This is a genomic window from Pseudazoarcus sp. NS36 (genome assembly GCF_059703705.1).
The window spans coordinates 68,169-93,669 of the sequence record NZ_BAAKJA010000007.1; the positions used below are offsets into that span (position 1 = coordinate 68,169).

Genomic DNA, 25,501 nt, shown 5'->3' on the forward strand with positions numbered 1-25,501 from the left:
TCAACCCTCGGACTTCACAAGGTACGAGACCTTGTTGATCATGCCGCGCACTTCGGGCGTGTCCTGCAGTTCGACCGAGTGATTCAGTCGACGCAGGCCGAGGCCACGAACGGTTGCGCGGTGCGATTGCTTGGTACCGATCACGCTTTTCACCAGCGTGACCTTGATTTTCTTGTCGGACATCGCTTACCCCAGAATCTCTTCGACGGACTTGCCCCGCTTGGCAGCAATCTCCGCCGGCGTGCTGATTGCGAGCAAGCCGCTGATCGTTGCACGCACGACGTTGTAAGGGTTGGTCGAACCGATGCACTTGCAGATCACGTCGGTCACGCCCATCACTTCGAACACCGCACGCATCGGACCACCCGCGATGATGCCGGTACCGTTGGGCGCCGGCTGCATCAACACGCGAGCCGCGCCATGGTGGCCGATCACGGTGTGTTGCAGGGTTCCATTGCGCAGAGCGACTTTCGCCATCTTGCGACGGGCTTCGTCCATTGCCTTCTGCACGGCAACCGGCACTTCGCGGGACTTGCCCTTGCCCATGCCGATGCCACCATCGCCGTCACCGACGACGGTCAGCGCTGCGAAACCGAGGATGCGACCACCCTTGACGACTTTCGTCACGCGGTTGATGGCGACCATCTTCTCGCGCATGTTGTCGTCGCGCTCTTCAGCTCCAGGCGCTCGTTTGCTTTGTTGCTTGGCCATACGAATCCTCGCTTAGAACTTCAGTCCGCCTTCGCGGGCTGCATCGGCCAGCGCTTTGACGCGACCGTGATAGAGAAAACCGGAACGATCGAAAGCAACCTGCTCGATACCGGCGGCCTTGGCGCGTTCGGCGATGAGCTTGCCGACCACCGTGGCGGCTTCCTTGTTCGCACCGGACTTGAGCTGGGCGCGGACATCTTTTTCCACTGTGGAAGCAGAGGCGAGCACCTTCGAACGGCAGCCCGAAATGATCTGCGCATAGATGTGCGCATTCGTCCGGAACACCGTGAGACGCACTGCTTTCAGTTCCGCGAGCTTGGCCCGGGTTTTGCGGGCACGACGCAGACGACCTAGTTTTTTGTTCATGAAAACCGCCCTTACTTCTTCTTGGTTTCCTTGAGCACGATCACCTCGTCCGCGTAGCGAACGCCTTTACCCTTATAGGGTTCAGGTTGGCGATATGCCCGCACTTCAGCCGCAACTTGGCCGACTTGCTGCTTGTCGATCCCCTTGATCAGGATCTCGGTCTGGGTTGGCGTTTCCACCTTCACACCAGCCGGCATCTGATGCACGACAGGGTGAGAGAACCCCAGCGACAGATTCAGCTTGTCGCCTTGGGCCTGGGCGCGATAACCGACACCGACCAGCGTGAGCTTCTTCTCGAAGCCTTTGCTGACACCAAGCACCATGTTGTTCACGACTGCACGAGCGGTACCCGACATGGCATGACCGTTCGCAGCACCTTCGCGCGGCGCGAACACCAGCGCCTCACCGTCACGTTCGATCGTGACGTTATTGCTGAACTGCTGGGTCAGCGCACCGAGAGGCCCCTTGACGGTGACCTGAGACGCGCTGATCGTCACTTCCACACCCTTCGGGAGCGCGACCGGATTCTTCGCTACACGAGACATGCTTACTCCTTAGGCGACGTAGCAGATGACTTCGCCACCGACACGGCCGGCACGAGCCGCACGGTCGGTCATGACGCCCCTGGGGGTCGACACGATGGCCACACCCAGTCCGTTCATGACACGCGGAAGCTTGTCGCTACCCTTGTAGATACGAAGACCAGGGCGGCTCACGCGCTCAATGCGCTCGATAACCGGCCGGCCGGCGTAGTACTTCAAACCGATGTCAAGTTCCGGCTTTCCGCCGTTCTCGCGCACCGAATAGGAATCGATGTAACCCTCATCCTGAAGAACCTTCGCAATTGCGATCTTCAGTTTCGAGCTCGGCATCGTGACCGTGACTTTCTGAGCCTGCTGTCCATTACGGATGCGCGTCAGCATGTCGGCGATCGGATCGGACATACTCATTTCATACCCTCCTTACCAGCTCGCCTTGGTCACGCCGGGCACTTCGCCGCGGAACGCGAGTTCACGCAGCTTGTTGCGACACAGACCGAACTTGCGGAACACACCACGCGGGCGACCGGTGAGCGTGCAACGATTACGACCGCGGACCGGGCTCGCATTGCGCGGAAGCTGCTGGAGCTTCAGACGCGCAACCATGCGCTCCTCTTCGGACAACTTGCTGTCCTTGATCTGGGCGATCAGCGCGGCACGCTTGGCGGCATACTTCGCCACCAACTTGCTACGCTTTTCCTCACGATTGATCAGAGCCAATTTCGCCATAACAGCCTCAATTCTTGAACGGGAACTTGAACGCCGACAGCAGCGCTTTCGCTTCCTCGTCGGATTTCGCGGTCGTCGTGATGCTGATGTTCATCCCGCGCAGAGCATCGATCTTGTCGTACTCGATCTCCGGGAAAATAATCTGCTCTTTCACGCCCATGTTGTAGTTGCCACGACCATCGAAGCCTTTCCCGGAAATACCGCGGAAGTCGCGGATACGCGGGATCGCCACAGCGATCAGACGATCAAGAAACTCGAACATTTGCGGACCACGCAGCGTGACCATGCAGCCAATCGGATAACCGTCACGGATCTTGAAACCCGCGATCGACTTCCGAGCCTTGGTCACCACCGGCTTCTGACCAGCAATCTTGGTCATGTCAGCTACGGCATTCTCGAGAATCTTCTTGTCGCCTACCGCCTCACCCACACCCATGTTCAGGGTGATCTTGGTGATGCGGGGCACCTCCATGACCGACTTGTACTCGAAGCGCGTAGTCAGCTCCGGGACAACCGTGTCTTTATAAAACTCTTTCAAGCGCGCCATCGTCACTCCCTTAGGCGTCAACCAGTTCGCCGTTCGACTTGAAGAAACGAACCTTGCGGCCATCCTCAAGCACCTTGAAGCCAACCCGATCGGCTTTCTGCGCAGCCGGGTTGAACAGGGCAACGTTGGAAATGTGGATCGGCATCTCTTTCTCGAGAATACCTCCCGTCTCGCCCTTCATCGGATTCGGACGCACGTGCTTCTTAACGCGATTCACGCCTTCGACGAGCACGCGCTCATCATCAACGCGACGCAGCACGGCACCACGACGGCCCTTGTCCTTACCGGCCAGGACCATTACTTCATCACCTTTACGGATCTTGTTCATCGCAAAACCTCTCAGAGCACTTCAGGCGCGAGCGAGACGATCTTCATGAACTTCTCGGTACGCAGCTCACGGGTAACCGGCCCAAAGATACGGGTACCAATCGGCTCGAGCTTGTTGTTGAGCAGGACTGCGGCGTTGCCGTCGAATTTGACGAGCGAGCCATCCGGGCGACGAACACCCTTGGCGGTACGCACAACCACCGCGCTATAGACGTCACCTTTCTTCACGCGACCGCGCGGCGCAGCATCCTTGATGCTGACCTTGATGATGTCCCCAATACCCGCATAGCGACGCTTGGAACCACCAAGGACCTTGATACACATCACCGAACGCGCGCCAGAGTTATCGGCCACGTCCAGCATGGACTGCATTTGAATCATGAATTTATCTCCAACTTTTCCCGCCGGAGCGGTCAGTCTTGGAACCCGTTCGGGTGGGATGCCCGGCTAAGGGCGGAGTTACAGAAGCGAAGACCGAGCAGTATAACGGCGAATTATAAACTTCGCAAGCCGTTAAACCGCTCGGCAGTAAAAAAGGCGATCAGATGATGCGCGCCTTCTCCAACACCTTCGCAACACGCCAGGCCACGGTCTTGGAGACCGGGCGGCATTCTTCAATCTCGACCAGATCGCCGGCACCTGCCAGCTCTTCCCCGTCATGCGCGTGATACTTCGCAGTCTTGGTCATGATCTTGCCGTAGAGCTCATGCTTCACGCGACGCTCAACGAGCACCGTCACGGTTTTCTGCATTTTGTCGCTAACGACGCGGCCCACCAGGGTGCGGCGCACGCTCTGAGTCTGTTCGGTCATTTCTGCACCGCCTTTTCACGCAACAGGGTACGAACACGAGCCACGTCACGGCGCACCTTGCGCAGCTGAGTCGTATCACCAAGTTGCTGAGTTGCGTGCTGCATGCGCAGAGAGAACTGCGCCTTCAGCAACTCAAGCAACTCCTTGTCCAATTCCTCTACGCCTTTGGCGCGAAGTTCACTTGCTTTCATCAGATCACCCCAAGTGGCGATGCACGAACACCGTCGCAAGCGGAAGTTTCGCGGCTGCAAGCCGGAACGCTTCGCGGGCGAGTTCTTCGCTAACGCCATCCATTTCGTACAACACCTTGCCCGGTTGAATCTCAGCGACCCAGTACTCCGGGTTACCTTTACCGTTACCCATACGGACTTCGGCAGGCTTGCTGGAGATCGGCTTGTCCGGGAACACGCGAATCCAAATGCGGCCGCCACGCTTGATGTGACGGGTCATCGCACGACGGGCGGACTCGATCTGACGAGCTGTCAGACGACCACGACCAACCGCCTTCAGGCCGAACTCACCGAAACTGACCTTCGCGCCACGAGTGGCGACGCCGGTGTTACGGCCCTTCTGTTCCTTACGATACTTCCTTCTCGACGGCTGCAGCATCGTCTACTCCCGATTTCTTCGTACGTGCGCCGCTCTTGTCGGCATCCGGTTGATCTGCTCGACGGCCGGCGCGCTTGGGTGCGCGACCATCGGGGGCATCGGAACGCGGCGCGCGACGCGCCTTGCGAACCTCACCTTCACCCTCTACCGCAGCAGGCTTTTCATTGCGACCGAGCATCTCACCCTTGTACACCCAAACCTTGATGCCGATGATGCCGTAGGTGGTCTTTGCCTCGGAGAAGCCGTAGTCGATGTCCGCACGCAGCGTGTGCAGCGGCACGCGACCTTCGCGATACCACTCGGTACGGGCGATCTCGGCACCGTTCAGACGACCGGAGCTCATGATCTTGATGCCCTGGGCACCGAGGCGCGTGGCGTTCTGCATCGCGCGCTTCATTGCACGACGGAACATGATGCGCTTCTCGAGCTGCTGCGCAATCGAATCAGCGATCAGCTGCGCATCAACCTCGGGCTTGCGGACTTCCTCGATGTTCACGTGAACCGGAACACCCATGATGCCCTGCAGCTCACGCTTGAGCGTCTCGATGTCCTCACCCTTCTTGCCGATGATGACACCAGGACGAGCACTGAACAGCGTAATGCGTGCGTTCTTGGCCGGACGCTCGATGATCACGCGACCAACGGAGGCATGCGCGAGACGCTTCTTGAGGAAGTCACGGACCTTGATGTCTTCGCCCAGCATCTTTGCGTAATCGCCCGTCGGAGCGAACCAGCGCGAGGACCAGTCGCGCGTAACCGCGAGACGGAACCCGGTCGGATGAATTTTCTGACCCATAGTTGCTCCTTACTCCCCGACCGACACGTAGATATGGCAGGTGGGCTTGAGAATGCGGTTGCCGCGGCCTTTCGCACGCGCAGTGAAGCGCTTGAGCGAAGTACCCTCTTCGACCATGATCGTCTTGACTTTCAGTGTGTCGATATCGGCACCGTCGTTGTGCTCGGCGTTGGCAATCGCGGACTCGACCACCTTGCGGATGATCTCGGCACCCTTCTTCGGCGAGAAGGCGAGAATGCTGAGCGCCTGATCAACCGACTTGCCTCGCACCATGTCAGCAACAAGTCGGCCTTTTTGGGCAGACAGGCGGACACCGCGAAGAATCGCTTTGGTTTCCATGTTTTCCCCTTACCTCTTCGCCTTCTTGCTCGCGGCGTGACCTTTGAAGGTACGCGTGAGCGCGAACTCGCCGAGCTTGTGGCCGACCATGTTCTCGGAAATGAATACCGGAACGTGCTGGCGACCGTTATGCACCGCGATCGTCAGACCGACGAAGTCGGGCAGGACCGTCGAGCGGCGGGACCAGGTCTTGATGGGGCGCTTGTCATTTGACGTGCGCGCCGCATCCACCTTTTTCAGCAGGTGCCCGTCTACGAACGGGCCCTTTTTTACGGAACGTGCCATCTCTTACCTCTTATCGCTTGTAGCGGCGCTGCACGATCATCTTGTCCGTGCGCTTGTTGCTCCGCGTACGGTATCCCTTGGCCGGCTGACCCCACGGACTGCGCGGAACACCGCCTTCACCGGTACGGCCTTCACCACCACCGTGCGGGTGATCGACCGGGTTCATCGCGACACCACGCACCGTCGGGCGGATGCCGCGCCAGCGGTTGGCACCGGCCTTACCGATCTTGCGCAAGGAGTGCTCGGAATTACCGACCTCACCAATGGTGGCCCGGCATTCGACGTGCACCCGACGGACTTCACCCGAGCGCAGGCGAACCTGAGCGTAGGAGCCTTCACGTGCAAGCAGCTGAACAGACGCCCCGGCGGCACGCGCCATCTGGGCACCCTTGCCAGGCTGCAGCTCGATGCAATGAATCGTCGTACCGACGGGAATATTGCGAATCGGCAGCGTATTACCCGGCTTGATCGGCGCCTCGGAGCCGCTCACGACCTGCTGACCAACTTCGAGCCCTTTCGGCGCGATGATGTAGGCACGCTGACCATCGGCGTAGCAAATCAGCGCGATGTTGGCCGAGCGGTTGGGGTCGTACTCAAGACGCTCCACCTTGGCCACGATACCGTCACGGTTACGACGGAAATCGACGACACGATAGTGCTGCTTGTGACCACCACCCTGGTGACGCACCGTGATGCGACCGTTGTTGTTACGGCCGGCATTCTTGGTCTGCTTCTCGACCAGGGCCGCAAACGGACGACCTTTGTGCAGGTCGGGGTTGACGATCTTGACGACCGCACGACGACCAGCAGAGGTAGGTTTGACTTTAACGATTGCCATGTCTTTACTCCCCGGCCGCGAAGTTGATTTCTTGGCCCGGCTTAAGGCTCACGAAGGCTTTCTTCCAGCCCTTGCGGCGACCGATCGTGCGACCGAAACGCTTTTCCTTGCCCTTGACGTTGGCAATGTTCACCGCACTCACTTCGACCTTGAACAACAGCTCGACAGCGGCTTTCACTTCCGGCTTGGTCGCCGAAGAATGAACCTTGAACACCACCTGCCCGTTCTGGTCGGCGAGCTGGGTCGCCTTCTCGGAGATCTGGGGCGCGAGCAGCACCTGCATCAGACGCTCTTGGCTAAATCCACTCATTGCCAGACCTCCTCCATCTTGGCCAGCGCACCCTTGGTGACCAGCACCTTGGCGAAATTGACCAGCGAAACAGGATCCGCCTCGGACACCTCGAGCACCAGCACGTTGTGCAGGTTGCGCGAAGACAGGAACAGGTTCTCGTCGAACTGATCGGTGATGACGAGCACCGAGTCGAGACCCATGCCCTTCAGTTTTTGCGTCAGCAGCTTGGTCTTCGGCGCTTCCAGCTCGAGGCTGTCGATAACGGCAAGACGGTCTTCGCGAGCCAGCTGCGACAGAATCGTCGCAACGCCGGCGCGATACATCTTGCGGTTAACTTTCTGCGTGAAGTTCTCATCCGGCGAATTCGGGAAAGCGCGACCGCCTCCACGCCAGATCGGGCTCGACGACATACCGGCACGAGCACGACCCGTACCTTTCTGACGCCACGGCTTGCGCGTCGAATGCTTGACGTCGTCACGGCCTTTCTGCTGACGATTGCCCGAACGCGAATTGGCCATGTAGGCCACCACGATCTGGTGCACCAGCGCTTCGTTGTAATCACGTCCGAACAGCGTATCCGACACTTGCAGCGTCGAAGCCTCTTGGCCCTGTTCGTTCAGGAGCTTCAGTTCCATTTCACCCCCGCTCAGCTATTGGCCTTGACCGCCGGATGGACGATCACGTCGCCACCCTTCGATCCCGGCACAGCCCCTTTGACCAGGAGCAACTGACGCTCGACATCCACGCGCACAACCTCAAGGCTTTGCGTCGTGCATGTGACCGCACCCAGATGACCCGCCATCCGCTTACCCGGAAACACTCGACCCGGGTCCTGCGCCATACCGATGGAACCCGGCGCATTGTGGGAGATGGAGTTACCGTGCGAGGCGCGGTTCGACGAGAAGTTGTGACGCTTGATCGCGCCCGCAAACCCCTTGCCGATAGAAGTGCCGGTGACGTCAACCATCTGGCCAACGGCAAAGATGTCGGCAGCAACAACATCGCCGGGCTTGAGCGCGGCGAGCCTGTCGGCTTCGACAGTGAATTCTTTCAGAACGCTACCTGCCTCAACGCCAGCTTTGGCGTAGTGACCGGCAAGCGACTTGCTCACGCGGCTTGCGCGACGCGAACCGAACGCAACCTGAACCGCGGCATAACCGTCGGTTTCGGGCGTCTTGATCTGGGTCACACGGTTGTTCGACACGTCAAGCACCGTCACCGGAATGGAACGACCATCCTCGGCGAAGATGCGAGTCATGCCGACCTTGCGACCAACAAGGCCTAGACTCATTTTTTTCTCCTGAACCCCAGTTTCGATTGACCGGGACCGTTTAGGGACTACCAAATTGCGCCGAAAAGCGCAAACGCCGGATTATACCGGCCTTTCCTTCTCGCATGCAAGCATGCGGACATTCTTACTGGAGTTTGATCTCCACATCCACACCGGCCGGCAGATCCAGCTTCATCAGCGCGTCGACGGTCTTCTCCGTCGGGTCGATGATATCCATCAGACGCTGATGGGTACGGATCTCGAACTGATCGCGCGAAGCCTTGTTTACGTGCGGCGAACGCAGCACGTCGAAACGCTCCTTGCGGGTCGGCAGCGGCACGGGGCCCCGCACGACAGCACCGGTACGCTTGGCGGTCTCGACAATCTCCAGGGCGGACTGATCGATCAGACGATAGTCAAAAGCCTTGAGACGGATGCGGATTTTCTGATTCTGCATGTTCGTTCCTAAAGAGCAAAAAGAGCAAAGCACCCGACGCCTTGCGGCGCCGGGCAGTATTGGTGTTACTCGATGACTTTCGCCACGACACCGGCGCCGACGGTACGGCCGCCTTCGCGAATGGCGAAACGCAGACCTTCTTCCATCGCGATCGGAGCGATCAGCTTCACCGTGATCGACACGTTGTCACCCGGCATCACCATCTCGGTGCCTTCGGGCAGCGTGATCGAGCCGGTCACGTCCGTCGTACGGAAGTAGAACTGCGGGCGGTAGTTGGCGAAGAACGGGGTGTGACGACCACCCTCTTCCTTGCTCAGCACGTAGATCTCGCCCGTGAAGTGGGTGTGCGGGGTGATGGAACCCGGCTTGCACAGCACCTGACCACGCTCGACTTCTTCACGCTTGGTGCCGCGCAGCAGCACGCCGACGTTGTCGCCTGCCTGACCCTGGTCGAGCAGCTTGCGGAACATCTCGACGCCCGTGCAAGTGGTCTTCTGGGTAGGCTTGATGCCGACGATCTCGATTTCTTCACCAACCTTGACGATGCCACGCTCGACACGGCCGGTCACGACGGTGCCGCGACCGGAGATGGAGAACACGTCTTCGATCGGCAGCAGGAACGGGCGGTCAATGGCGCGCTCCGGGGTCGGGATGTAGCTGTCCAGTGCTGCAGCCAGTTCGAAAATGGCCGGCTCGCCGATCGGCGACTGGTCGCCTTCGAGCGCTTTCAGGGCCGAACCCTTGACGATGGGAATGTCGTCGCCCGGGAAGTCGTACTTGGAGAGCAGTTCGCGAACTTCCATCTCGACGAGTTCGAGCAGCTCTTCGTCGTCGACCATGTCGCATTTGTTCAGGAACACGATGATGTACGGCACACCGACCTGACGGGCCAGCAGGATGTGCTCGCGCGTCTGCGGCATCGGGCCGTCAGCGGCCGAGCATACCAGGATCGCGCCGTCCATCTGCGCAGCACCGGTAATCATGTTCTTGACGTAGTCAGCGTGACCCGGGCAGTCAACGTGAGCGTAGTGACGCGCCTCGGTCTCGTACTCGACGTGTGCGGTGTTGATCGTGATACCACGAGCCTTCTCTTCCGGCGCGCTGTCGATCGACGCGTAATCCTTCGCTTCACCGCCGAACTTCTTCGACAGAATCGTCGTGATCGCAGCCGTCAGCGTCGTCTTGCCATGGTCAACGTGGCCAATCGTGCCTACGTTCACGTGCGGCTTCGTACGTTCAAACTTGCCCTTAGCCATTCTTCAGTCCTCTCTCGATCTCTGAGCTTACTTAGTGCGATTGTTGATCACTGCCTCGGCGACGTTTTTCGGCGCCTCGGAGTAGTGTTTGAATTCCATCGAGTACGTGGCGCGGCCCTGCGACAACGAACGCATCTGCGTCGCGTAGCCGAACATCTCGGCCAGCGGAACCTCGGCCTTGATTTCCTTCATCCCGCCCGGAATGTCGTCCATGCCCTGCACGATGCCACGACGACCCGAAAGGTCGCCCATGACGTTACCCATGTACTCTTCGGGCGTCTCGACAACGACCGCCATCATGGGCTCGAGCAGGACCGGGCTGGCCTTGCGCATGGCGTCCTTGAACGCCATCGATGCAGCCATACGGAACGCGTTTTCGTTCGAGTCAACGTCGTGGTAGGAGCCGTCAAACAGCGTGACCTTGACGTCAACCACCGGGAAGCCGGCCAGCACACCGTTCGGCAGCGTGTCCTGCAACCCTTTGTCGACCGCAGGGATGTATTCGCGCGGAACCACACCACCCTTGATCGCATCCACGAACTCATAGCCTTTGCCGGCTTCGTTCGGCTCAAGCTTGATCCACACGTGACCGTACTGACCGCGACCACCGGACTGCTTGACGAACTTGCCTTCCTGCTCGACCGGCTTGCGGATCGCTTCGCGATAGGCAACCTGCGGCGCACCAACGTTAGCTTCAACGTTGAACTCGCGCTTCATGCGATCCACCAGGATCTCAAGGTGCAGCTCACCCATACCGGAAATGATGGTCTGACCGGACTCTTCGTCGGTACGCACGCGGAAAGACGGATCTTCCTGCGCCAGACGACCGAGCGCGATACCCATTTTTTCCTGGTCGCTCTTGGTCTTCGGCTCGACGGCAATGTGAATCACCGGATCCGGGAAAATCATGCGCTCGAGGATGATCGGAGCCGACGGATCGCACAGCGTTTCACCGGTCGTCACTTCCTTGAGACCCACGCAGGCGGCGATGTCACCGGCCACAACTTCCTTGATCTCGGCACGCTCGTTGGCGTGCATCTGCAGGATCCGGCCGATACGTTCTTTCTTGTTCTTGATCGAGTTCAGCACCGTGGCGCCGGATTCGAGAACACCGGAGTACACACGCACGAAGGTCAGCTGACCGACGAACGGGTCGCTCATCAGCTTGAATGCCAGCGCCGAGAATTTCTCGGAGTCGTCCGCCTTGCGGGTAACCGGCTTCTCATCGTCGTCCACCCCGGTAACCGGCGGGATATCGATCGGCGAAGGCAGCAGTTCAATCACGGCGTCGAGCATGCGCTGCACGCCCTTGTTCTTGAACGCAGTACCACACAGCATCGGCTGGATTTCGCAGGCGATGGTACGGGTACGCAGGCCAAGAATGATCTTGTCCTCGGACAGCTCACCATTCTCGAGGTACTCGTTCATCAAGTCCTCGGAAGCCTCTGCAGCGGCCTCGACCATCTGCTCGCGCCACTTCTCGGCTTCAGCCTGGAGCTCAGCCGGAATCGGCTGATACTCGAACTTCATGCCCTGGCTGGCCTCATCCCAGATCACCGACTTCATCTTGAGCAGGTCAACAACCCCACGGAAGCCCTCTTCTGCACCGATCGGAATCACGATCGGCACGGGGCTCGCCTTCAAGCGGAGCTTCATCTGCTCGACGACCTTGAAGAAGTTGGCACCCTGACGGTCCATCTTGTTCACAAAGGCAAGGCGCGGCACCTTGTACTTGGTGGCCTGACGCCAGACGGTTTCGGACTGCGGCTGCACACCACCGACCGCGCAATACACCATGCACGCACCGTCGAGCACACGCATGGAGCGCTCAACTTCGATGGTGAAGTCCACGTGCCCCGGGGTATCGATGATGTTGAAACGATGCTCCGGATACTGCTGATCCATGCCTTTCCAGAAGCAGGTCGTGGCAGCCGAGGTAATGGTGATACCGCGCTCCTGCTCCTGCTCCATCCAGTCCATGGTCGCAGCGCCGTCGTGCACTTCGCCAATCTTGTGGCTCACGCCGGTATAGAAAAGGATGCGTTCGGTCGTCGTCGTCTTACCGGCGTCGATGTGCGCGGAGATGCCGATGTTGCGATAGCGCTCAATGGGAGTCTTGCGAGCCACGATAATCCTGCCTTCTGTCTATGCGCCTCGTGGGCGCGTGAAATTCCTGCCGTACAAAGCAATCGAGCCCTTGTCGGGCCCGAGTCACTACCGTTTCGAAAAATCAGAAACGGTAGTGCGAGAATGCCTTGTTTGCTTCAGCCATACGGTGCACTTCTTCGCGACGCTTCATCGCGGAACCGCGGCCTTCGGCAGCCTCGAGCAGCTCACCGGCCAGACGCTGGGCCATCGACTTCTCGGCACGCTTGCGGGCCGCTTCACGCAGCCAACGCATCGACAGCGCCATACGACGGGAGGGACGCACTTCAACCGGCACCTGGTAGTTTGCACCACCGACGCGACGGCTCTTGACCTCAACCACCGGCTTCACGTTACCGACCGCAGCCGCAAACACTTCCAGCGGATCCTTGCCAGCCTTGCCGGAGATGTGATCAAAAGCACCGTAGACGATGCGCTCGGCAACCGACTTCTTGCCGGACTGCATGATCACGTTGATGAACTTGGATACATCCTGGGAAGCGAATTTCGGATCCGGCAGGATTTCGCGCTTCGGTACTTCGCGACGACGGGGCATAACGACCTCTGACTAATGTCTGTAAGCGTGGATCAGGCCTGCTTCGGGCGCTTGGCGCCGTACTTGGAGCGGGACTGCTTGCGATCCTTGACACCCTGAAGGTCAAGCGAACCGCGAACGATGTGGTAACGGACACCCGGCAAATCCTTGACGCGGCCGCCACGGATCAGCACAACAGAGTGCTCCTGCAGGTTGTGGCCTTCACCACCGATATACGAAATGACCTCAAAGCCGTTCGTCAGACGCACCTTCGCAACCTTACGCAGCGCGGAGTTCGGCTTCTTCGGAGTCGTCGTGTAGACACGCGTGCACACGCCGCGCTTCTGCGGGCAGGCCTCAAGGGCCGGCACCTTGCTCTTGACGACAACCTTTTCCCGCGGCTTGCGGACGAGCTGATTGATAGTAGGCATAGTAGTCAGTCTTTCAAATGGTCCGAGGCGGCGCGCACGCCACCTCGGACGGATTGTTCTGCGGCGGAGCAGGCAATATGGGCCATTCCGCACAAAGAGGCCGGATTCTATTCCGGCACAAGCCCTGCGTCAACCGGCCTGAACATCCTGCGACGCTTCACCCTCGGCTGCGCTGGCGGCTGCATTCTCCGCAACCGCTTCGTCGAAGCCCGGCCAAGCATGATCTCCACCCAGATCCCCACCCGCCTTCTGCACACGGCGGTTGCGGTGGTAGGCCATGCCGGTACCTGCCGGGATCAGGCGACCAACGATGACGTTCTCCTTCAGACCGCGGAGTTCGTCGCGCTTGCCCATGATTGCGGCTTCGGTCAGCACCCGCGTGGTTTCCTGGAAGGAAGCTGCGGAGATGAACGAATCAGTCGACAGCGAGGCCTTGGTGATGCCGAGCAGAACGTTGTCGTAGTTCGCCGGCAACTTGCCTTCGGCGACCATCTTGTCGTTCTCTTCGAACACATCCGAACGCTCGACCTGCTCCTCACGGATGAAGCGCGTATCGCCCGGATCCGTAATGACCACCCGACGCAACATCTGACGAACGATGACTTCGATGTGCTTGTCGTTGATCTTCACGCCCTGCAGACGATAGACGTCCTGCACTTCGTCGATGATGTAACGCGCCAGCGCCGGGATACCCTGCAGACGCAGGATGTCATGCGGATCGGCCGGACCGTCGACGATCAGCTCACCCTTGTTCACTACCTGACCGTCGTGCACCATCAGGTGCTTGTCTTTCGGGATCAGGAAGTCGTGCGATGTGCCATCCGGCTCGGTGATCACCAGGCGCTGCTTGCCCTTGGTGTCCTTGCCGAACGAAACCGTACCGGTGAACTCGGCCAGCACGCCAGCGTCCTTCGGCGCACGCGCCTCGAACAGTTCGGCAACACGCGGCAGACCACCGGTAATGTCGCGGGTCTTGGCCGATTCCTGCGGGATACGCGCAAGCACGTCACCCACACCAACCTGCTGACCGTCTTTCACGGTAATGATCGAGCCGACCTGGAAGGTAATAGCGACCGCATGCTCGGAGCCTGCGATACGCACCTCCTGACCCTGATCGTCGATCAGCTTGACCTGCGGACGCGAAGCCTTGACGGTCGAACCCGAACCGCGGCGCTTGGCGTCGATGACGACCAGCGTCGACAGACCGGTGACTTCGTCGATCTGCTTGGCAACGGTAGAGCCCTCTTCCACGTTCTCGAACTTCACCGTACCGGAGTACTCGGTGATGATCGGACGGGTGTGCGGATCCCACGTCGCGAGCTGCCCACCGGCCTTGACGGTCATGCCGTCATCCACAAACAGCATGGCACCGTACGGCAGCTTGTGACGCTCGCGCTCGCGACCCATGTCATCCGCCACGACCAGTTCGGCCGAGCGGGCGATGACGACTTTCTCACCCTTGACGTTGGTGACGTAGCGCATGTTGCCGGCGAAACGAATGGTACCGGCCGATTTGGCTTCGACGCCGCTCGCAACCGCAGCACGCGACGCTGCACCACCGACGTGGAAGGTACGCATCGTAAGCTGGGTACCCGGCTCACCGATCGACTGGGCGGCGATGACGCCAACCGCTTCACCAACGTTGACATCGGAACCACGACCCAGATCGCGGCCATAGCACTTGCCGCAGATACCGAAGCGCGTTTCGCAGGTCAGCGCGGTGCGAACCTTGACCTCGTCAATGCCGAGGCTGTCGATCAACTCGACCATGTCTTCGGTCAGCAGCGTGCCGGCTTCGATCACGGTTTCCTGTGTATCCGGATTCACCAGATCTTCAGCCGCAACACGGCCCAGGATGCGCTCGCGCAGCGGCTCGACCACCTCGCCGCCCTCAATCAGGGCCTTCATGACGAAGCCTTCACGCGTGCCGCAATCATCCTCGGTCACGACCAGATCCTGCGTCACGTCGACCAGACGACGCGTGAGGTAGCCCGAGTTCGCCGTCTTCAGCGCCGTGTCGGCCAGACCCTTACGGGCGCCGTGCGTCGAGATGAAGTACTGCAGAACGTTCAGACCTTCACGGAAGTTCGTCGTGATCGGGGTCTCGATGATCGAGCCGTCCGGCTTGGCCATCAGGCCACGCATGCCGGCCAGCTGACGGATCTGTGCAGCAGAACCGCGCGCGCCGGAGTCGGCCATCATGTAGATGGAGTTGAACGACTCCTGCTTAACCGTGTTGCCCTCGCGGTCGACCACTTCTTCCTGGCCGAGCTGGTCCATCATCGCCTTGGCGACCTGGTCACCACAGCGACCCCAGATATCGACGACCTTGTTGTAACGCTCGCCATCGGTCACCAGACCCGAGGTGTACTGGTCGGCAATGTCCTTGACCTCAGCCTCGGACGCAGCGATCAGGCGATCCTTCTCGCCCGGCACCAGCATGTCCTTGATCGAGATCGAGATACCGGCGCGCGTTGCCAGCGTGAAGCCGTATTGCATCAGCTTGTCGGCGAAGACGACCGATTCCTTCAGACCGCAGCGACGGAAGGCCGCGTTGATCAGGCGGGAAATCTCTTTCTTCTTGAGTGCCTTGTCGATCACGCTGAACGGCAGGCCGGCCGGCAGGATCTCGGACATCAGGGCACGGCCGACGGTCGTTTCATAGCGACGCGTGACCGGAATACGCTCACCTTCCGCACCGAACTCAACGGTGTTCAGACGCACCGAAACCTTGGCGTGCAGCGATGCATTGCCGGACTCGTAGGCACGGCGGGCTTCAGCCACGTCAGAGAACTTCATGCCTTCGCCAAGTTCGTTCACGCCTTCACGTGTGGCGTAGTACAGGCCCAGCACGATGTCCTGCGACGGCACGATGATCGGTTCGCCGTTGGCGGGCGAGAGCACGTTGTTGGAGGCCAGCATCAGCGTGCGGGCTTCCATCTGCGCCTCGAGCGACAGCGGAACGTGGACGGCCATCTGGTCACCGTCAAAGTCGGCGTTGAACGCAACGCAGACCAGCGGGTGCAGTTGAATGGCCTTGCCTTCGATCAGTACCGGCTCGAAGGCCTGGATACCCAGACGGTGCAGCGTCGGCGCGCGGTTAAGCATCACCGGGTGCTCGCTGATGACCTCCTCGAGGATGTCCCACACCACCGGCTCGTGGCTCTCGACCATCTTCTTGGCTTGCTTGATGGTGGTCGCCAGACCGCGCAGTTCAAGCTTGTTGAAGATGAACGGCTTGAACAGCTCGAGCGCCATCAGCTTGGGCAGGCCGCACTGGTGCAGCTTGAGCTGCGGACCGACCACGATGACCGAACGGCCAGAGTAGTCGACGCGCTTGCCCAGCAAGTTCTGACGGAAACGACCGCCCTTGCCCTTGATCATGTCGGCCAGCGACTTGAGCGGACGCTTGTTGGCGCCGGTCATGGCCTTGCCGCGACGACCGTTGTCGAGCAGCGAGTCGACCGATTCCTGCAGCATGCGCTTTTCGTTGCGCACGATGATGTCCGGCGCCTTCAGTTCGAGCAGGCGCTTGAGGCGGTTGTTGCGGTTGATGACGCGGCGATACAGATCGTTCAGATCCGAGGTCGCGAAGCGGCCACCATCCAGCGGCACCAGCGGACGCAGGTCCGGCGGCAGCACGGGCAGCACTTCGAGGATCATCCACTCCGGCTTGATGCCCGAGGTCTGGAAGGCCTCGAGCACCTTGAGGCGCTTGGAGAACTTCTTGACCTTGGCTTCCGAGCCGGTGGACTCGAGTTCGCCACGCAGCTTCTCGACTTCGTGGTTCAGATCCAGCGTACGCAGCAGTTCGCGCACGGCCTCGGCGCCCATCAGGGCGTCGAAATCGTCACCGAACTCCTCGACCTTGGCCAGGTAGTCGTCCTCGGTCAGCAGCTGACCGCGGGTCAGCGGGGTCAGTCCCGGCTCGACCACCACGAAGGCTTCGAAGTACAGCACGCGCTCGATATCGCGCAGGGTCATGTCGAGCACCATGCCGAGACGGCTCGGCAGGCTCTTCAGGAACCAGATGTGCGCGACCGGGCTGGCCAGCTCGATGTGGCCCATGCGCTCGCGGCGCACTTTGGACAGCGTCACTTCGACGCCGCATTTTTCGCAGATGACACCACGATGCTTGAGGCGCTTGTACTTGCCGCACAGGCACTCGTAGTCCTTCACCGGGCCGAAGATCTTGGCGCAGAACAGGCCATCGCGCTCCGGCTTGAAGGTACGGTAGTTGATGGTCTCCGGCTTCTTTACTTCGCCGTAGGACCACGAACGAATCTTGTCGGGCGAGGCGAGGCCGACGGTAATCGCGTCGAACTCTTCCTCTTGCGGCAGGGTTTGCTTGAACAGATCAGCGAGCATGCCTTTCATTATTCACTCCATCCGGGTTGGCAGTGGGCTTTCACCCGGTTCAGTACGTATCCAGATCGATATCGATCGCAAGCGAGCGGATTTCCTTCACCAACACGTTGAAGGACTCCGGCATGCCTGCATCGATCTTGTGCTCACCCTTCACGATGTTCTCGTAGACCTTGGTACGGCCCGTCACGTCGTCGGACTTCACGGTCAGCATTTCCTGCAGCGTGTAGGCAGCGCCGTAGGCTTCCAGCGCCCAGACTTCCATCTCGCCGAAGCGCTGGCCACCGAACTGCGCCTTGCCGCCCAGCGGCTGCTGGGTAACGAGCGAGTACGGACCGGTCGAACGCGCGTGCATCTTGTCGTCGACCAGGTGATGCAGTTTGAGCACGTGCTTGTAGCCGACGGTGACCTTACGGTCGAAGGCGTCACCGGTGCGGCCGTCATACAGCGTGACCTGACCGCTGGAGTCGAGCCCTGCAAGTTCGAACATCTTCTCGAGTTCCATCTCCTTGGCACCATCGAACACCGGCGTGGCAAACGGCACGCCTTTGCGCAGGTTGGACGCCAGCTCAACGATCTCGCCGTCATCGAAGGACTTCAGATCTTCGCTGCTGCCGGTGGTGTTGTAGATCTCGTGGAGCAGCCCACGGATCTCCTTGACCTTGGCATTCGCCTGCAGCATGCCGTCGATCTTCTGACCCAAGGCCTTGGCAGCACGGCCCAGGTGGGTTTCGAGGATCTGACCGATGTTCATCCGCGAAGGCACACCCAGCGGGTTCAGCGCGATGTCGACCGGCGTACCGTCATCCATGTACGGCATGTCTTCCACCGGCACGATGCGCGAAACCACGCCCTTGTTACCGTGACGGCCGGCCATCTTGTCACCCGGCTGCAGACGACGCTTCACCGCAAGGTGAACCTTGACCATCTTCTGTACGCCCGGCGGCAGTTCGTCGCCCTGCGTGAGCTTCTTCTTCTTCAGCTCGAAGGCTGCGTCGAAGTCCTTGCGGGTCTTCTCGAGACCGTCACGCACGGCTTCCAGCTGGGTGGCCAGCTCTTCGTCTGCCATGCGGATGTCGAACCAGTTGTACGGCTCGATATCGTCCAGGTAGGCCTCGGTGACCGCAGCGCCCTTGGCCAGCTTCTTCGGGCCGCCATTGACTTTCTGACCCACGATCATGCGGCGGATACGAGCAAACGCGTCACGTTCGACGATACGCATCTGGTCGGCGAGGTCGGTCTTGAAGCCACGCAGCATGTCGTCGATGATCGACTGGGCGCGCTTGTCGCGCTCGATGCCTTCACGCGTGAAGATCTGCACGTCGATGACGGTACCGACCATGCCGGACGGCACACGCAGCGAGGTGTCCTTCACGTCGGAAGCCTTCTCGCCGAAGATCGCGCGCAGCAGCTTCTCTTCCGGCGTCAGCTGGGTCTCGCCCTTGGGCGTGACCTTGCCGACCAGCACGTCACCGGCCTCGACTTCGGCACCGATGTAGACAATGCCGGACTCGTCCAGACGGCCCATTTGCGCTTCGCCCAGCGAGGCGATGTCACGCGTGATCTCTTCAGGTCCGAGCTTGGTGTCGCGGGCAACGACCGTCAGTTCCTCGATGTGGATCGAGGTGAAGCGGTCATCGGCAACCACACGCTCGGAGATCAGGATCGAGTCTTCGAAGTTGTAGCCGTTCCACGGCATGAACGCGACCAGCATGTTCTGGCCGAGCGCGAGCTCGCCGAGGTCGGTCGAAGCACCGTCAGCGATCACGTCACCCTTGGCCAGCACGTCGCCGACCTTCACGATCGGGCGCTGGTTGATGTTGGTGTTCTGGTTCGAACGCGTGTACTTGATCAGGTTGTAGATATCGACACCAACCTCACCCGCGAGCGTTTCCTTGTCGTGCACACGCACCACGATACGGTTGGCATCGACATAGTCGACCACACCGCCACGCAGGGCCTGCACCGCCGTACCGGAGTCGACCGCAACCGTGCGCTCCATGCCGGTACCGACCAGGCACTTCTCGGGACGCAGGCAAGGCACCGCCTGACGCTGCATGTTGGCGCCCATCAGTGCGCGGTTGGCGTCATCGTGCTCAAGGAACGGGATCAGCGAGGCCGCGACGGACACGATCTGACCCGGCGCGATGTCCATGTACTGGACCTGCTCGACGTTGGACAGCGTGAACTCGCCCTTGTGGCGGCACGACACCAGATCGCCGGTCAGTTCGCCCTTGTCGCTCACCTCGGCGTTGGCCTGGGCGATGACGTAGTGACCCTCTTCGATGGCCGACAGGTAATCCACCTGATCAGTCACCTTGCCGTCGGTTACCTTGCGGTACGGCGTCTCGAGGAAGCCGTAGCGGTTGGTACGCGCATACACGGCCAAGGAGTTGATCAGGCCGATGTTCGGGCCTTCCGGCGTTTCGATCGGGCACACACGACCGTAGTGGGTCGGGTGCACGTCGCGCACTTCAAAGCCGGCGCGTTCGCGCGTCAGACCGCCCGGGCCGAGGGCCGAGACACGACGCTTGTGCGTGATCTCGGACAGCGGGTTGGTCTGGTCCATGAACTGCGACAGCTGGCTGGAACCGAAGAACTCCTTGATCGCGGCCGAAATCGGCTTGGCGTTGATCAGGTCGTGCGGCATCAGGTTGTCGCTCTCGGCCTGGCCGAGGCGTTCCTTGACGGCACGCTCTACACGCACGAGACCGGCGCGGAACTGGTTCTCGGCCAGTTCGCCGACCGAACGCACGCGGCGGTTGCCGAGGTGGTCGATATCGTCAATCTCGCCGCGGCCGTTGCGCAGTTCGAGCAGGATGCCGATGACGGCCAGGATGTCCTGGTTCGACAGCACGCCCGGACCGACTTCTTCCTGCTTGCCGATGCGCTCGTAGAAACGCTTGACCCAGGCCGGAGCGCGATCGTCGATGGCTTCCGGGTAGGCGCGCCGGTTGAACTTCATGCGGCCGACGGACGACAGGTCGTAGCGCTCTTCGTTGAAGAACAGGCCGTGGAACAACGCCTCGACAGCGTCTTCGGTGGGCGGCTCGCCCGGACGCATCATGCGGTAGATCGCAACGCGAGCGGCCCACTGGTCGGTGGTGTCGTCGATGCGCAGCGTGGAGGAGATGTAGCCACCGCGGTCGAGGTCGTTCACGTACAGGGTCTGCAGCTCGGTGATGCCACCGGCGCGAATCTTCTCGACCAGCTCTTCGGTGATCTCGTCGTTGGCCTTGGCCAGGACTTCACCGGTTTCCTTGTCGGCGAGGTTGGTCGCCAGCACGCGGCCCAGCAGGAACTCGTCCGGCACCAGCATCGTCTTGACGCCAGCCTTCTCAAGCTCGCGGATATGGCGGGCGGTGATGCGTTTCTCGCGCTCGACAATCACCGTACCGTCCGGCGCGGTGATGTCGAAACGCGCGACTTCGCCACGCAGGCGCTCAGGCACCAGCGTGAAACGAACGCCGTCCGCTTCGATGCGGAAATCGTCGAAATCGTGGAAGGAGGCTAGGATTTCCTCGGTGCTCATGCCGATCGAGCGCAGCAGGATCGACACCGGCATCTTGCGGCGACGGTCAACGCGGAAGAACAGGCAGTCCTTCGGGTCGAACTCGAAGTCCAGCCACGAACCGCGGTAGGGGATCACGCGGGCCGAGAACAGCAGTTTGCCGGAAGAGTGCGTTTTGCCACGGTCGTGATCAAAGAACACGCCCGGCGAACGGTGCAGCTGCGACACGATGACGCGCTCGGTACCGTTGATGACGAAGGAACCGGTGGTGGTCATGAGCGGAATCTCGCCCATGTACACTTCCTGTTCTTTCACTTCCTTGATGGTTTCCTTCGGAGCGTCACGGTCCATGATGACCAGACGCACACGGGCGCGCAGCGGCGCAGCAAACGTCAAGCCGCGCTGCTGGCATTCCTTGACGTCAAACGGCGGCTCGCCGAGGTTGTACTGGACGAATTCCAGTCGGGCGTTGCCGCTGTGGCTGGAGATCGGGAAGATCGACGTGAAGGCCGCCTGCAAGCCGTCGTTGATACGACGGTCGACCGGGATTTCGGCCTGCAGGAAGGACACGAAGGAGTCAATCTGCGTGGCCAGCAGAAACGGGACGTCCCGCTCGGAAGTGCGCTTTGCAAAACTTTTGCGGATGCGCTTCTTTTCGGTATAGGAATACGCCATGGGGGCTCCGGGTAGAGATCAGACGTCAAACAGCAGAACAAAGCGTCGGCATGCACAGCCAAACCGCATCGCACGCTTTGTTGTGCCATCTGGCAAGCAGAAAGCACGAAAGGGCTGGCGCCCCTGAAAGGTCGCCAGCCCCGCGAAAAGGCACGAGATTACTTGATCTCGACCTTGGCGCCAGCTTCTTCGAGTTGCTTCTTCAGCGCCTCGGCGTCAGCCTTCGAAACACCTTCCTTGACGGCCTTCGGAGCGCCATCAACCAGGTCCTTGGCTTCTTTCAGGCCCAGACCGGTAGCAGCGCGCACGACCTTGATGGCCTCAACTTTCTTCTCGCCAGCAGCCACGAGAACAACGTCGAACTCGGTCTTCTCTTCGGCAGCAGCAGCAGCCTCACCACCACCGGCAGCCGGGGCGGCAACGGCGACAGCGGCAGCAGCCGATACGCCGAACTTCTCTTCCATGTCCTTGATGAGCTGGGACAGCTCGAGGACGGACATGTTGCCAATCGCTTCCAGAATATCGTCTTTGGACACAGCCATTTTTCTACTCCTGAATCAGTCGTTTGCCCCGTTACAGGGCGATTACGTGGAAATTACGCAGTCTCTTTCGAATCGCGCAGGGCAGCCACGGTGCGCACAAACTTGCCCGGAACCTCGTTGAGGGTCTGAACAAACTTCACCACCGGAGCCTGCATCGTCCCGAGCAGCTTCGCCAGAAGCTCCTCGCGGCTCGGCATCGACGCCAGCGCCTTGACGCCGTCGGCGTCCATGACGTAGTTCGGCATCGCGCCGCCCTTGATCACCAGCTTGTCGTTGGTCTTGGCGAACTCTTGCAGGACTTTGGCGGAGGCCACCGGATCTGCGGAAATACCGTAGATCAGCGGACCGACCAGCTGCGAGGTCAGACCTTCGAACGGCGTGCCATCAACGGCACGGCGCACAAGCGTGTTTTTCAGGACGCGCAGGTAGACGCCCGACTCACGCGCTTTCGCACGCAAGGCGGTGATCTGCCCGACTTCGAGACCACGGTACTCAGCGACAATCACGGCCTGAGCGTTCGCAACTTCTGCGGACACTTCGGCGACAACTGCCTTCTTGTCATCAAGATTGAGACCCAAGGCCATCTCCCTTTTGAAACATCCGCCCGCCCCGGAAAACCGGCACGGACAACCACGGCGACCGTATTCAGAAGACTGGTCTGCCACCTTGCGGCAGCACAACCGGAATCCTGCTTCGGGATACGCCATCTGCGTTGGGCCCGAGGAAACCTCGCGGATTAAGACAAAGCGCCAAACCTGCCGGACACCCTGCCCCCAACGGTCTTTGACAACCTGTCGCCCGAAGGCGACAGCCCAAAGTCATCGGACGGCTGGAGCCGTCCGGATACAAACTCAAGCGGCGTTGACCGTCGACGGATCGACTTTCACGCCTGCACCCATGGTGCTCGACACTGCAATCTTGCGCAGATAGATACCCTTGGAGGCGGCCGGCTTGGCCTTCACCAGTGCATCCACCAGGGCGCCGACGTTCTTCTGCAGCGCTTCAACCGAGAACGAAGCACGACCGACGGTGGCGTGCACGATGCCAGCCTTGTCGGTACGGTACTGAACCTGACCGGCCTTGGCGTTCTTGACCGCAGTCTCGACGTCCATGGTGACGGTGCCAACCTTCGGGTTCGGCATCAGGCCGCGCGGGCCGAGCACCTGACCGAGCTGACCGACCACACGCATGGCGTCCGGGGTGGCGATACACAGATCGAAATCGATGTTGCCAGCCTTGACAGCGGCAGCCAGGTCGTCAAAACCGACGACGTCAGCGCCGGCGGCCTTGGCGGCCTCGGCCTTGTCGCCCTGGGCGAACACGGCCACACGCACGCTCTTGCCGGTACCGGACGGCAGTACCACCGAACCACGCACCAGCTGGTCGGATTTACGGGCATCGATACCGAGGTTGATCGAGATGTCGATCGACTCGTCAAACTTGGCGGTTGCGCAGTCCTTGACCAGACCGAGCGCATCGCTCACGGCGTAGGTGCGGTTGCGGTCAACCTTGGCGCGCAGCGCCTGAACGCGTTTGGAAAGCTTTGCCATGATCAGAGACCCTCCACCGTGATGCCCATGCTGCGGGCGGAACCGGCGATGGTGCGCACAGCGGCGTCCATATCGGCAGCGGTCAGATCCTTCATCTTGGTCGTGGCAATTTCTTCGACCTGAGCGCGGGTCAGCGAACCGATCTTGTCGGTGTGCGGACGCGGCGAGCCCTTGGCGACCTTGGCAGCCTTCTTGATCAGGACTGACGCCGGCGGCGTCTTCATGATGAAGGTGAAGCTCTTGTCGGCGAACGCGGTGATGACCACCGGGATCGGCAGGCCGGGCTCAAGACCTTGAGTCTGCGCGTTGAATGCCTTGCAGAACTCCATGATGTTCAGACCGCGCTGACCCAGCGCAGGACCGATCGGGGGACTGGGGTTGGCCTTGCCGGCCGGCACCTGCAGCTTGATGTAGCCAATGATTTTCTTTGCCATGGCGGCAATCTCCTTGTGTGAGTACTAGCGCGCCAGCCGCAGCCGGCGCTCCTCGTCTGCCCGAAAACAGGCAATGGGCACCCTCACGGGCGCCCGCTCGCTCAGGTCTTCTCGACCTGGGCGAAATCCAGTTCCACCGGGGTCGCACGACCGAAAATGGTCACCGACACGCGCAGCTTGCTCTTTTCGTAATTGACGTCTTCCACGTTGCCGTGGAAGTCGGTGAAGGGACCATCCTTGACCCGCACCACCTCGCCAGCCTCCCACAACACCTTGGGACGCGGCTTGTCGACCCCTTCCTGCATCTGGGTCATGATCTTCTCGACCTCCTTCTCGGAGATCGGACTCGGCTTGTTGGCGGTACCGCCAATGAAGCCCGTCACTTTCGGCGTGGATTTGACCAGATGCCAGGAGTCATCGTTCATGTCCATTTCAACCAGCACGTAGCCGGGAAAGAACTTGCGCTTGGAGATGCTCTTCTGGCCGCCTTTCATTTCGACGACTTCTTCAACCGGCACCAGAATCTGGCCGAAATGCTCCTGCATGCCGGTGCGATTGATCCGCTCGATCAGTGCCTGCTGCACCGAGTTCTCAAAACCCGAGTACGCATGCACGACATACCAGCGCTTGGTCATATTCACTTCCATCCCAGAACGAGATCGTACATGACCCACTCCAGGCCCTTGTCCGTCAGCCACAGGAAGATCGCCACCACCACCACGAAGGCGAACACCATACCGGTCGACTGCACGGTTTCCTTGCGCGTCGGCCAGACGACCTTGCGGGCCTCATTGATCGATTCGCGCGCAAAACCGAAAAAGCGACGACCCGGGGCCGAAGTCCATGCCACCGCCACGCCGGCGATCACACCACCGAAGACGCACAGCACACGGACAACGAGGGCCTGCTCCGCAAAGGCGTAGAAGCCGGCAATGCCGGCCGCAACCAGGGCCAGTGCCAGCAGGAGCTTGATCTTATCGGCCATCAGGATCTCGTATTACGGAAAAGCATTGGCAGGGGCAGAGGGAATCGAACCCCCAACCTTCGGTTTTGGAGACCGACGCTCTGCCAGTTGAGCTATACCCCTGCGACAGAGACTACAAAGCGCTCCCTCGCGGGAGCGCCTTTGATCGATCGGTTA

The 25,501-nt window shown here is 60.4% G+C and carries 32 protein-coding genes and 1 tRNA gene; all 33 read right to left on the bottom strand.

What is annotated here, in order from left to right; genetic code table 11:
* Positions 1-183 carry a 50S ribosomal protein L30 gene (gene rpmD / locus AC6H0R_RS12140; RefSeq protein ID WP_497574679.1) on the bottom strand — a complete coding sequence of 61 codons (183 nt, stop codon included), beginning with the start codon at positions 181-183 and terminating at the stop codon, positions 1-3.
* Between the two features lie 3 nt (positions 184-186).
* Complete coding sequence (rpsE, locus tag AC6H0R_RS12145; protein ID WP_497574680.1) at positions 187-711, bottom strand: 30S ribosomal protein S5; 525 nt, start codon at positions 709-711, stop codon at positions 187-189.
* A gap of 12 nt (positions 712-723) precedes the next feature.
* Positions 724-1,077: a 50S ribosomal protein L18 gene (gene rplR / locus AC6H0R_RS12150; protein ID WP_497574681.1), complete on the bottom strand. Its 354-nt coding sequence runs from the start codon at positions 1,075-1,077 to the stop codon at positions 724-726.
* A gap of 11 nt (positions 1,078-1,088) precedes the next feature.
* Positions 1,089-1,622, bottom strand: a complete 534-nt coding sequence (rplF, locus tag AC6H0R_RS12155) for a 50S ribosomal protein L6 (protein ID WP_497581632.1) — start codon at positions 1,620-1,622, stop codon at positions 1,089-1,091.
* Between the two features lie 9 nt (positions 1,623-1,631).
* Complete coding sequence (rpsH, locus tag AC6H0R_RS12160; protein ID WP_497574683.1) at positions 1,632-2,027, bottom strand: 30S ribosomal protein S8; 396 nt, start codon at positions 2,025-2,027, stop codon at positions 1,632-1,634.
* A 12-nt stretch (positions 2,028-2,039) separates the two neighbouring features.
* Positions 2,040-2,345, bottom strand: a complete 306-nt coding sequence (rpsN, locus tag AC6H0R_RS12165; protein WP_497574684.1) for a 30S ribosomal protein S14 — start codon at positions 2,343-2,345, stop codon at positions 2,040-2,042.
* A gap of 7 nt (positions 2,346-2,352) precedes the next feature.
* Positions 2,353-2,892, bottom strand: a complete 540-nt coding sequence (gene rplE / locus AC6H0R_RS12170) for a 50S ribosomal protein L5 (RefSeq protein ID WP_497581633.1) — start codon at positions 2,890-2,892, stop codon at positions 2,353-2,355.
* A gap of 10 nt (positions 2,893-2,902) precedes the next feature.
* Entirely contained in the window at positions 2,903-3,220 is a 318-nt protein-coding gene (gene rplX, locus AC6H0R_RS12175; protein WP_497581634.1) for a 50S ribosomal protein L24, read from the bottom strand.
* Positions 3,221-3,231: 11 nt separating this feature from the next.
* Entirely contained in the window at positions 3,232-3,600 is a 369-nt protein-coding gene (rplN, locus tag AC6H0R_RS12180; protein WP_497574687.1) for a 50S ribosomal protein L14, read from the bottom strand.
* A 160-nt stretch (positions 3,601-3,760) separates the two neighbouring features.
* The gene (rpsQ, locus tag AC6H0R_RS12185) at positions 3,761-4,030 is read right to left on the bottom strand and encodes a 30S ribosomal protein S17 (protein ID WP_497581635.1); all 270 of its coding nucleotides are present in this window, start codon (positions 4,028-4,030) and stop codon (positions 3,761-3,763) included.
* Positions 4,027-4,221, bottom strand: coding sequence for a 50S ribosomal protein L29 (rpmC, locus tag AC6H0R_RS12190; RefSeq protein ID WP_497574689.1), 195 nt, complete (start codon positions 4,219-4,221; stop codon positions 4,027-4,029). The genes rpsQ and rpmC overlap by 4 nt, the downstream gene beginning before the upstream one ends.
* A 4-nt stretch (positions 4,222-4,225) precedes the next feature.
* The gene (gene rplP / locus AC6H0R_RS12195; protein ID WP_497574690.1) at positions 4,226-4,639 is read right to left on the bottom strand and encodes a 50S ribosomal protein L16; all 414 of its coding nucleotides are present in this window, start codon (positions 4,637-4,639) and stop codon (positions 4,226-4,228) included.
* A complete protein-coding gene (gene rpsC, locus AC6H0R_RS12200; RefSeq protein ID WP_497574691.1) occupies positions 4,608-5,435 on the bottom strand; it encodes a 30S ribosomal protein S3 in 828 nt (275 codons plus the stop codon). Before rpsC ends, rplP begins: the two co-directional genes overlap by 32 nt.
* A 9-nt stretch (positions 5,436-5,444) precedes the next feature.
* Positions 5,445-5,774, bottom strand: a complete 330-nt coding sequence (gene rplV, locus AC6H0R_RS12205; RefSeq protein ID WP_497581636.1) for a 50S ribosomal protein L22 — start codon at positions 5,772-5,774, stop codon at positions 5,445-5,447.
* Positions 5,775-5,783: 9 nt separating this feature from the next.
* Positions 5,784-6,059 (bottom strand): 30S ribosomal protein S19, encoded by a 276-nt coding sequence (gene rpsS, locus AC6H0R_RS12210; protein WP_497574693.1) that lies wholly within the window; start codon positions 6,057-6,059, stop codon positions 5,784-5,786.
* Positions 6,060-6,069: 10 nt separating this feature from the next.
* Positions 6,070-6,897, bottom strand: coding sequence for a 50S ribosomal protein L2 (gene rplB, locus AC6H0R_RS12215; RefSeq protein ID WP_497581637.1), 828 nt, complete (start codon positions 6,895-6,897; stop codon positions 6,070-6,072).
* A 4-nt stretch (positions 6,898-6,901) separates the two neighbouring features.
* On the bottom strand, positions 6,902-7,207 hold the full coding sequence (gene rplW, locus AC6H0R_RS12220) for a 50S ribosomal protein L23 (protein WP_497581638.1): 306 nt from the start codon (positions 7,205-7,207) through the stop codon (positions 6,902-6,904).
* Complete coding sequence (rplD, locus tag AC6H0R_RS12225) at positions 7,204-7,824, bottom strand: 50S ribosomal protein L4 (protein WP_497581639.1); 621 nt, start codon at positions 7,822-7,824, stop codon at positions 7,204-7,206. Before rplD ends, rplW begins: the two co-directional genes overlap by 4 nt.
* An 11-nt stretch (positions 7,825-7,835) precedes the next feature.
* Positions 7,836-8,480 (bottom strand): 50S ribosomal protein L3, encoded by a 645-nt coding sequence (rplC, locus tag AC6H0R_RS12230; protein ID WP_497581640.1) that lies wholly within the window; start codon positions 8,478-8,480, stop codon positions 7,836-7,838.
* Between the two features lie 124 nt (positions 8,481-8,604).
* Positions 8,605-8,916, bottom strand: a complete 312-nt coding sequence (rpsJ, locus tag AC6H0R_RS12235) for a 30S ribosomal protein S10 (RefSeq protein ID WP_102246069.1) — start codon at positions 8,914-8,916, stop codon at positions 8,605-8,607.
* 65 nt (positions 8,917-8,981) lie between these two features.
* A complete protein-coding gene (gene tuf / locus AC6H0R_RS12240) occupies positions 8,982-10,172 on the bottom strand; it encodes an elongation factor Tu (RefSeq protein WP_497581641.1) in 1,191 nt (396 codons plus the stop codon).
* A 27-nt stretch (positions 10,173-10,199) separates the two neighbouring features.
* A complete protein-coding gene (gene fusA / locus AC6H0R_RS12245) occupies positions 10,200-12,299 on the bottom strand; it encodes an elongation factor G (protein ID WP_497581642.1) in 2,100 nt (699 codons plus the stop codon).
* A gap of 103 nt (positions 12,300-12,402) precedes the next feature.
* Entirely contained in the window at positions 12,403-12,873 is a 471-nt protein-coding gene (gene rpsG, locus AC6H0R_RS12250; RefSeq protein WP_497581643.1) for a 30S ribosomal protein S7, read from the bottom strand.
* A gap of 32 nt (positions 12,874-12,905) precedes the next feature.
* Positions 12,906-13,283, bottom strand: a complete 378-nt coding sequence (gene rpsL / locus AC6H0R_RS12255; protein ID WP_497574701.1) for a 30S ribosomal protein S12 — start codon at positions 13,281-13,283, stop codon at positions 12,906-12,908.
* A gap of 129 nt (positions 13,284-13,412) precedes the next feature.
* On the bottom strand, positions 13,413-17,660 hold the full coding sequence (rpoC, locus tag AC6H0R_RS12260) for a DNA-directed RNA polymerase subunit beta' (protein ID WP_497581644.1): 4,248 nt from the start codon (positions 17,658-17,660) through the stop codon (positions 13,413-13,415).
* Positions 17,661-17,700: 40 nt separating this feature from the next.
* A complete protein-coding gene (gene rpoB, locus AC6H0R_RS12265; RefSeq protein ID WP_497581645.1) occupies positions 17,701-21,834 on the bottom strand; it encodes a DNA-directed RNA polymerase subunit beta in 4,134 nt (1,377 codons plus the stop codon).
* Between the two features lie 158 nt (positions 21,835-21,992).
* Positions 21,993-22,376: a 50S ribosomal protein L7/L12 gene (gene rplL, locus AC6H0R_RS12270; protein WP_497581646.1), complete on the bottom strand. Its 384-nt coding sequence runs from the start codon at positions 22,374-22,376 to the stop codon at positions 21,993-21,995.
* A 53-nt stretch (positions 22,377-22,429) separates the two neighbouring features.
* Positions 22,430-22,954, bottom strand: a complete 525-nt coding sequence (gene rplJ / locus AC6H0R_RS12275; protein WP_497581815.1) for a 50S ribosomal protein L10 — start codon at positions 22,952-22,954, stop codon at positions 22,430-22,432.
* 273 nt (positions 22,955-23,227) lie between these two features.
* The gene (rplA, locus tag AC6H0R_RS12280) at positions 23,228-23,926 is read right to left on the bottom strand and encodes a 50S ribosomal protein L1 (RefSeq protein ID WP_497581647.1); all 699 of its coding nucleotides are present in this window, start codon (positions 23,924-23,926) and stop codon (positions 23,228-23,230) included.
* Positions 23,927-23,928: 2 nt separating this feature from the next.
* Positions 23,929-24,360, bottom strand: coding sequence for a 50S ribosomal protein L11 (gene rplK, locus AC6H0R_RS12285; protein WP_497574706.1), 432 nt, complete (start codon positions 24,358-24,360; stop codon positions 23,929-23,931).
* Positions 24,361-24,461: 101 nt separating this feature from the next.
* On the bottom strand, positions 24,462-24,995 hold the full coding sequence (gene nusG, locus AC6H0R_RS12290; RefSeq protein WP_497581648.1) for a transcription termination/antitermination protein NusG: 534 nt from the start codon (positions 24,993-24,995) through the stop codon (positions 24,462-24,464).
* A gap of 2 nt (positions 24,996-24,997) precedes the next feature.
* The gene (secE, locus tag AC6H0R_RS12295) at positions 24,998-25,345 is read right to left on the bottom strand and encodes a preprotein translocase subunit SecE (protein WP_497581649.1); all 348 of its coding nucleotides are present in this window, start codon (positions 25,343-25,345) and stop codon (positions 24,998-25,000) included.
* A gap of 26 nt (positions 25,346-25,371) precedes the next feature.
* A tRNA-Trp gene (locus AC6H0R_RS12300) sits at positions 25,372-25,447 on the bottom strand.
* Positions 25,448-25,501: the final 54 nt, after the last annotated feature.

Excerpts from the sequence above, each read along its gene's own strand:
- rpmD (WP_497574679.1), bottom strand. The coding sequence starts at position 183 with ATGTCCGACAAGAAAATCAAGGTCACGCTGGTGAAAAGCGTGATCGGT.
- rpsE (WP_497574680.1), bottom strand. The coding sequence starts at position 711 with ATGGCCAAGCAACAAAGCAAACGAGCGCCTGGAGCTGAAGAGCGCGAC.
- rplR (WP_497574681.1), bottom strand. The coding sequence starts at position 1,077 with ATGAACAAAAAACTAGGTCGTCTGCGTCGTGCCCGCAAAACCCGGGCC.
- rplF (WP_497581632.1), bottom strand. The coding sequence starts at position 1,622 with ATGTCTCGTGTAGCGAAGAATCCGGTCGCGCTCCCGAAGGGTGTGGAA.
- rpsH (WP_497574683.1), bottom strand. The coding sequence starts at position 2,027 with ATGAGTATGTCCGATCCGATCGCCGACATGCTGACGCGCATCCGTAAT.
- rpsN (WP_497574684.1), bottom strand. The coding sequence starts at position 2,345 with ATGGCGAAATTGGCTCTGATCAATCGTGAGGAAAAGCGTAGCAAGTTG.
- rplE (WP_497581633.1), bottom strand. The coding sequence starts at position 2,892 with ATGGCGCGCTTGAAAGAGTTTTATAAAGACACGGTTGTCCCGGAGCTG.
- rplX (WP_497581634.1), bottom strand. The coding sequence starts at position 3,220 with ATGAACAAGATCCGTAAAGGTGATGAAGTAATGGTCCTGGCCGGTAAG.
- rplN (WP_497574687.1), bottom strand. The coding sequence starts at position 3,600 with ATGATTCAAATGCAGTCCATGCTGGACGTGGCCGATAACTCTGGCGCG.
- rpsQ (WP_497581635.1), bottom strand. The coding sequence starts at position 4,030 with ATGACCGAACAGACTCAGAGCGTGCGCCGCACCCTGGTGGGCCGCGTC.
- rpmC (WP_497574689.1), bottom strand. The coding sequence starts at position 4,221 with ATGAAAGCAAGTGAACTTCGCGCCAAAGGCGTAGAGGAATTGGACAAG.
- rplP (WP_497574690.1), bottom strand. The coding sequence starts at position 4,639 with ATGCTGCAGCCGTCGAGAAGGAAGTATCGTAAGGAACAGAAGGGCCGT.
- rpsC (WP_497574691.1), bottom strand. The coding sequence starts at position 5,435 with ATGGGTCAGAAAATTCATCCGACCGGGTTCCGTCTCGCGGTTACGCGC.
- rplV (WP_497581636.1), bottom strand. The coding sequence starts at position 5,774 with ATGGAAACCAAAGCGATTCTTCGCGGTGTCCGCCTGTCTGCCCAAAAA.
- rpsS (WP_497574693.1), bottom strand. The coding sequence starts at position 6,059 with ATGGCACGTTCCGTAAAAAAGGGCCCGTTCGTAGACGGGCACCTGCTG.
- rplB (WP_497581637.1), bottom strand. The coding sequence starts at position 6,897 with ATGGCAATCGTTAAAGTCAAACCTACCTCTGCTGGTCGTCGTGCGGTC.
- rplW (WP_497581638.1), bottom strand. The coding sequence starts at position 7,207 with ATGAGTGGATTTAGCCAAGAGCGTCTGATGCAGGTGCTGCTCGCGCCC.
- rplD (WP_497581639.1), bottom strand. The coding sequence starts at position 7,824 with ATGGAACTGAAGCTCCTGAACGAACAGGGCCAAGAGGCTTCGACGCTG.
- rplC (WP_497581640.1), bottom strand. The coding sequence starts at position 8,480 with ATGAGTCTAGGCCTTGTTGGTCGCAAGGTCGGCATGACTCGCATCTTC.
- rpsJ (WP_102246069.1), bottom strand. The coding sequence starts at position 8,916 with ATGCAGAATCAGAAAATCCGCATCCGTCTCAAGGCTTTTGACTATCGT.
- tuf (WP_497581641.1), bottom strand. The coding sequence starts at position 10,172 with ATGGCTAAGGGCAAGTTTGAACGTACGAAGCCGCACGTGAACGTAGGC.
- rpsG (WP_497581643.1), bottom strand. The coding sequence starts at position 12,873 with ATGCCCCGTCGTCGCGAAGTACCGAAGCGCGAAATCCTGCCGGATCCG.
- rpsL (WP_497574701.1), bottom strand. The coding sequence starts at position 13,283 with ATGCCTACTATCAATCAGCTCGTCCGCAAGCCGCGGGAAAAGGTTGTC.
- rpoC (WP_497581644.1), bottom strand. The coding sequence starts at position 17,660 with ATGAAAGGCATGCTCGCTGATCTGTTCAAGCAAACCCTGCCGCAAGAG.
- rpoB (WP_497581645.1), bottom strand. The coding sequence starts at position 21,834 with ATGGCGTATTCCTATACCGAAAAGAAGCGCATCCGCAAAAGTTTTGCA.
- rplL (WP_497581646.1), bottom strand. The coding sequence starts at position 22,376 with ATGGCTGTGTCCAAAGACGATATTCTGGAAGCGATTGGCAACATGTCC.
- rplA (WP_497581647.1), bottom strand. The coding sequence starts at position 23,926 with ATGGCAAAGCTTTCCAAACGCGTTCAGGCGCTGCGCGCCAAGGTTGAC.
- rplK (WP_497574706.1), bottom strand. The coding sequence starts at position 24,360 with ATGGCAAAGAAAATCATTGGCTACATCAAGCTGCAGGTGCCGGCCGGC.
- nusG (WP_497581648.1), bottom strand. The coding sequence starts at position 24,995 with ATGACCAAGCGCTGGTATGTCGTGCATGCGTACTCGGGTTTTGAGAAC.
- secE (WP_497581649.1), bottom strand. The coding sequence starts at position 25,345 with ATGGCCGATAAGATCAAGCTCCTGCTGGCACTGGCCCTGGTTGCGGCC.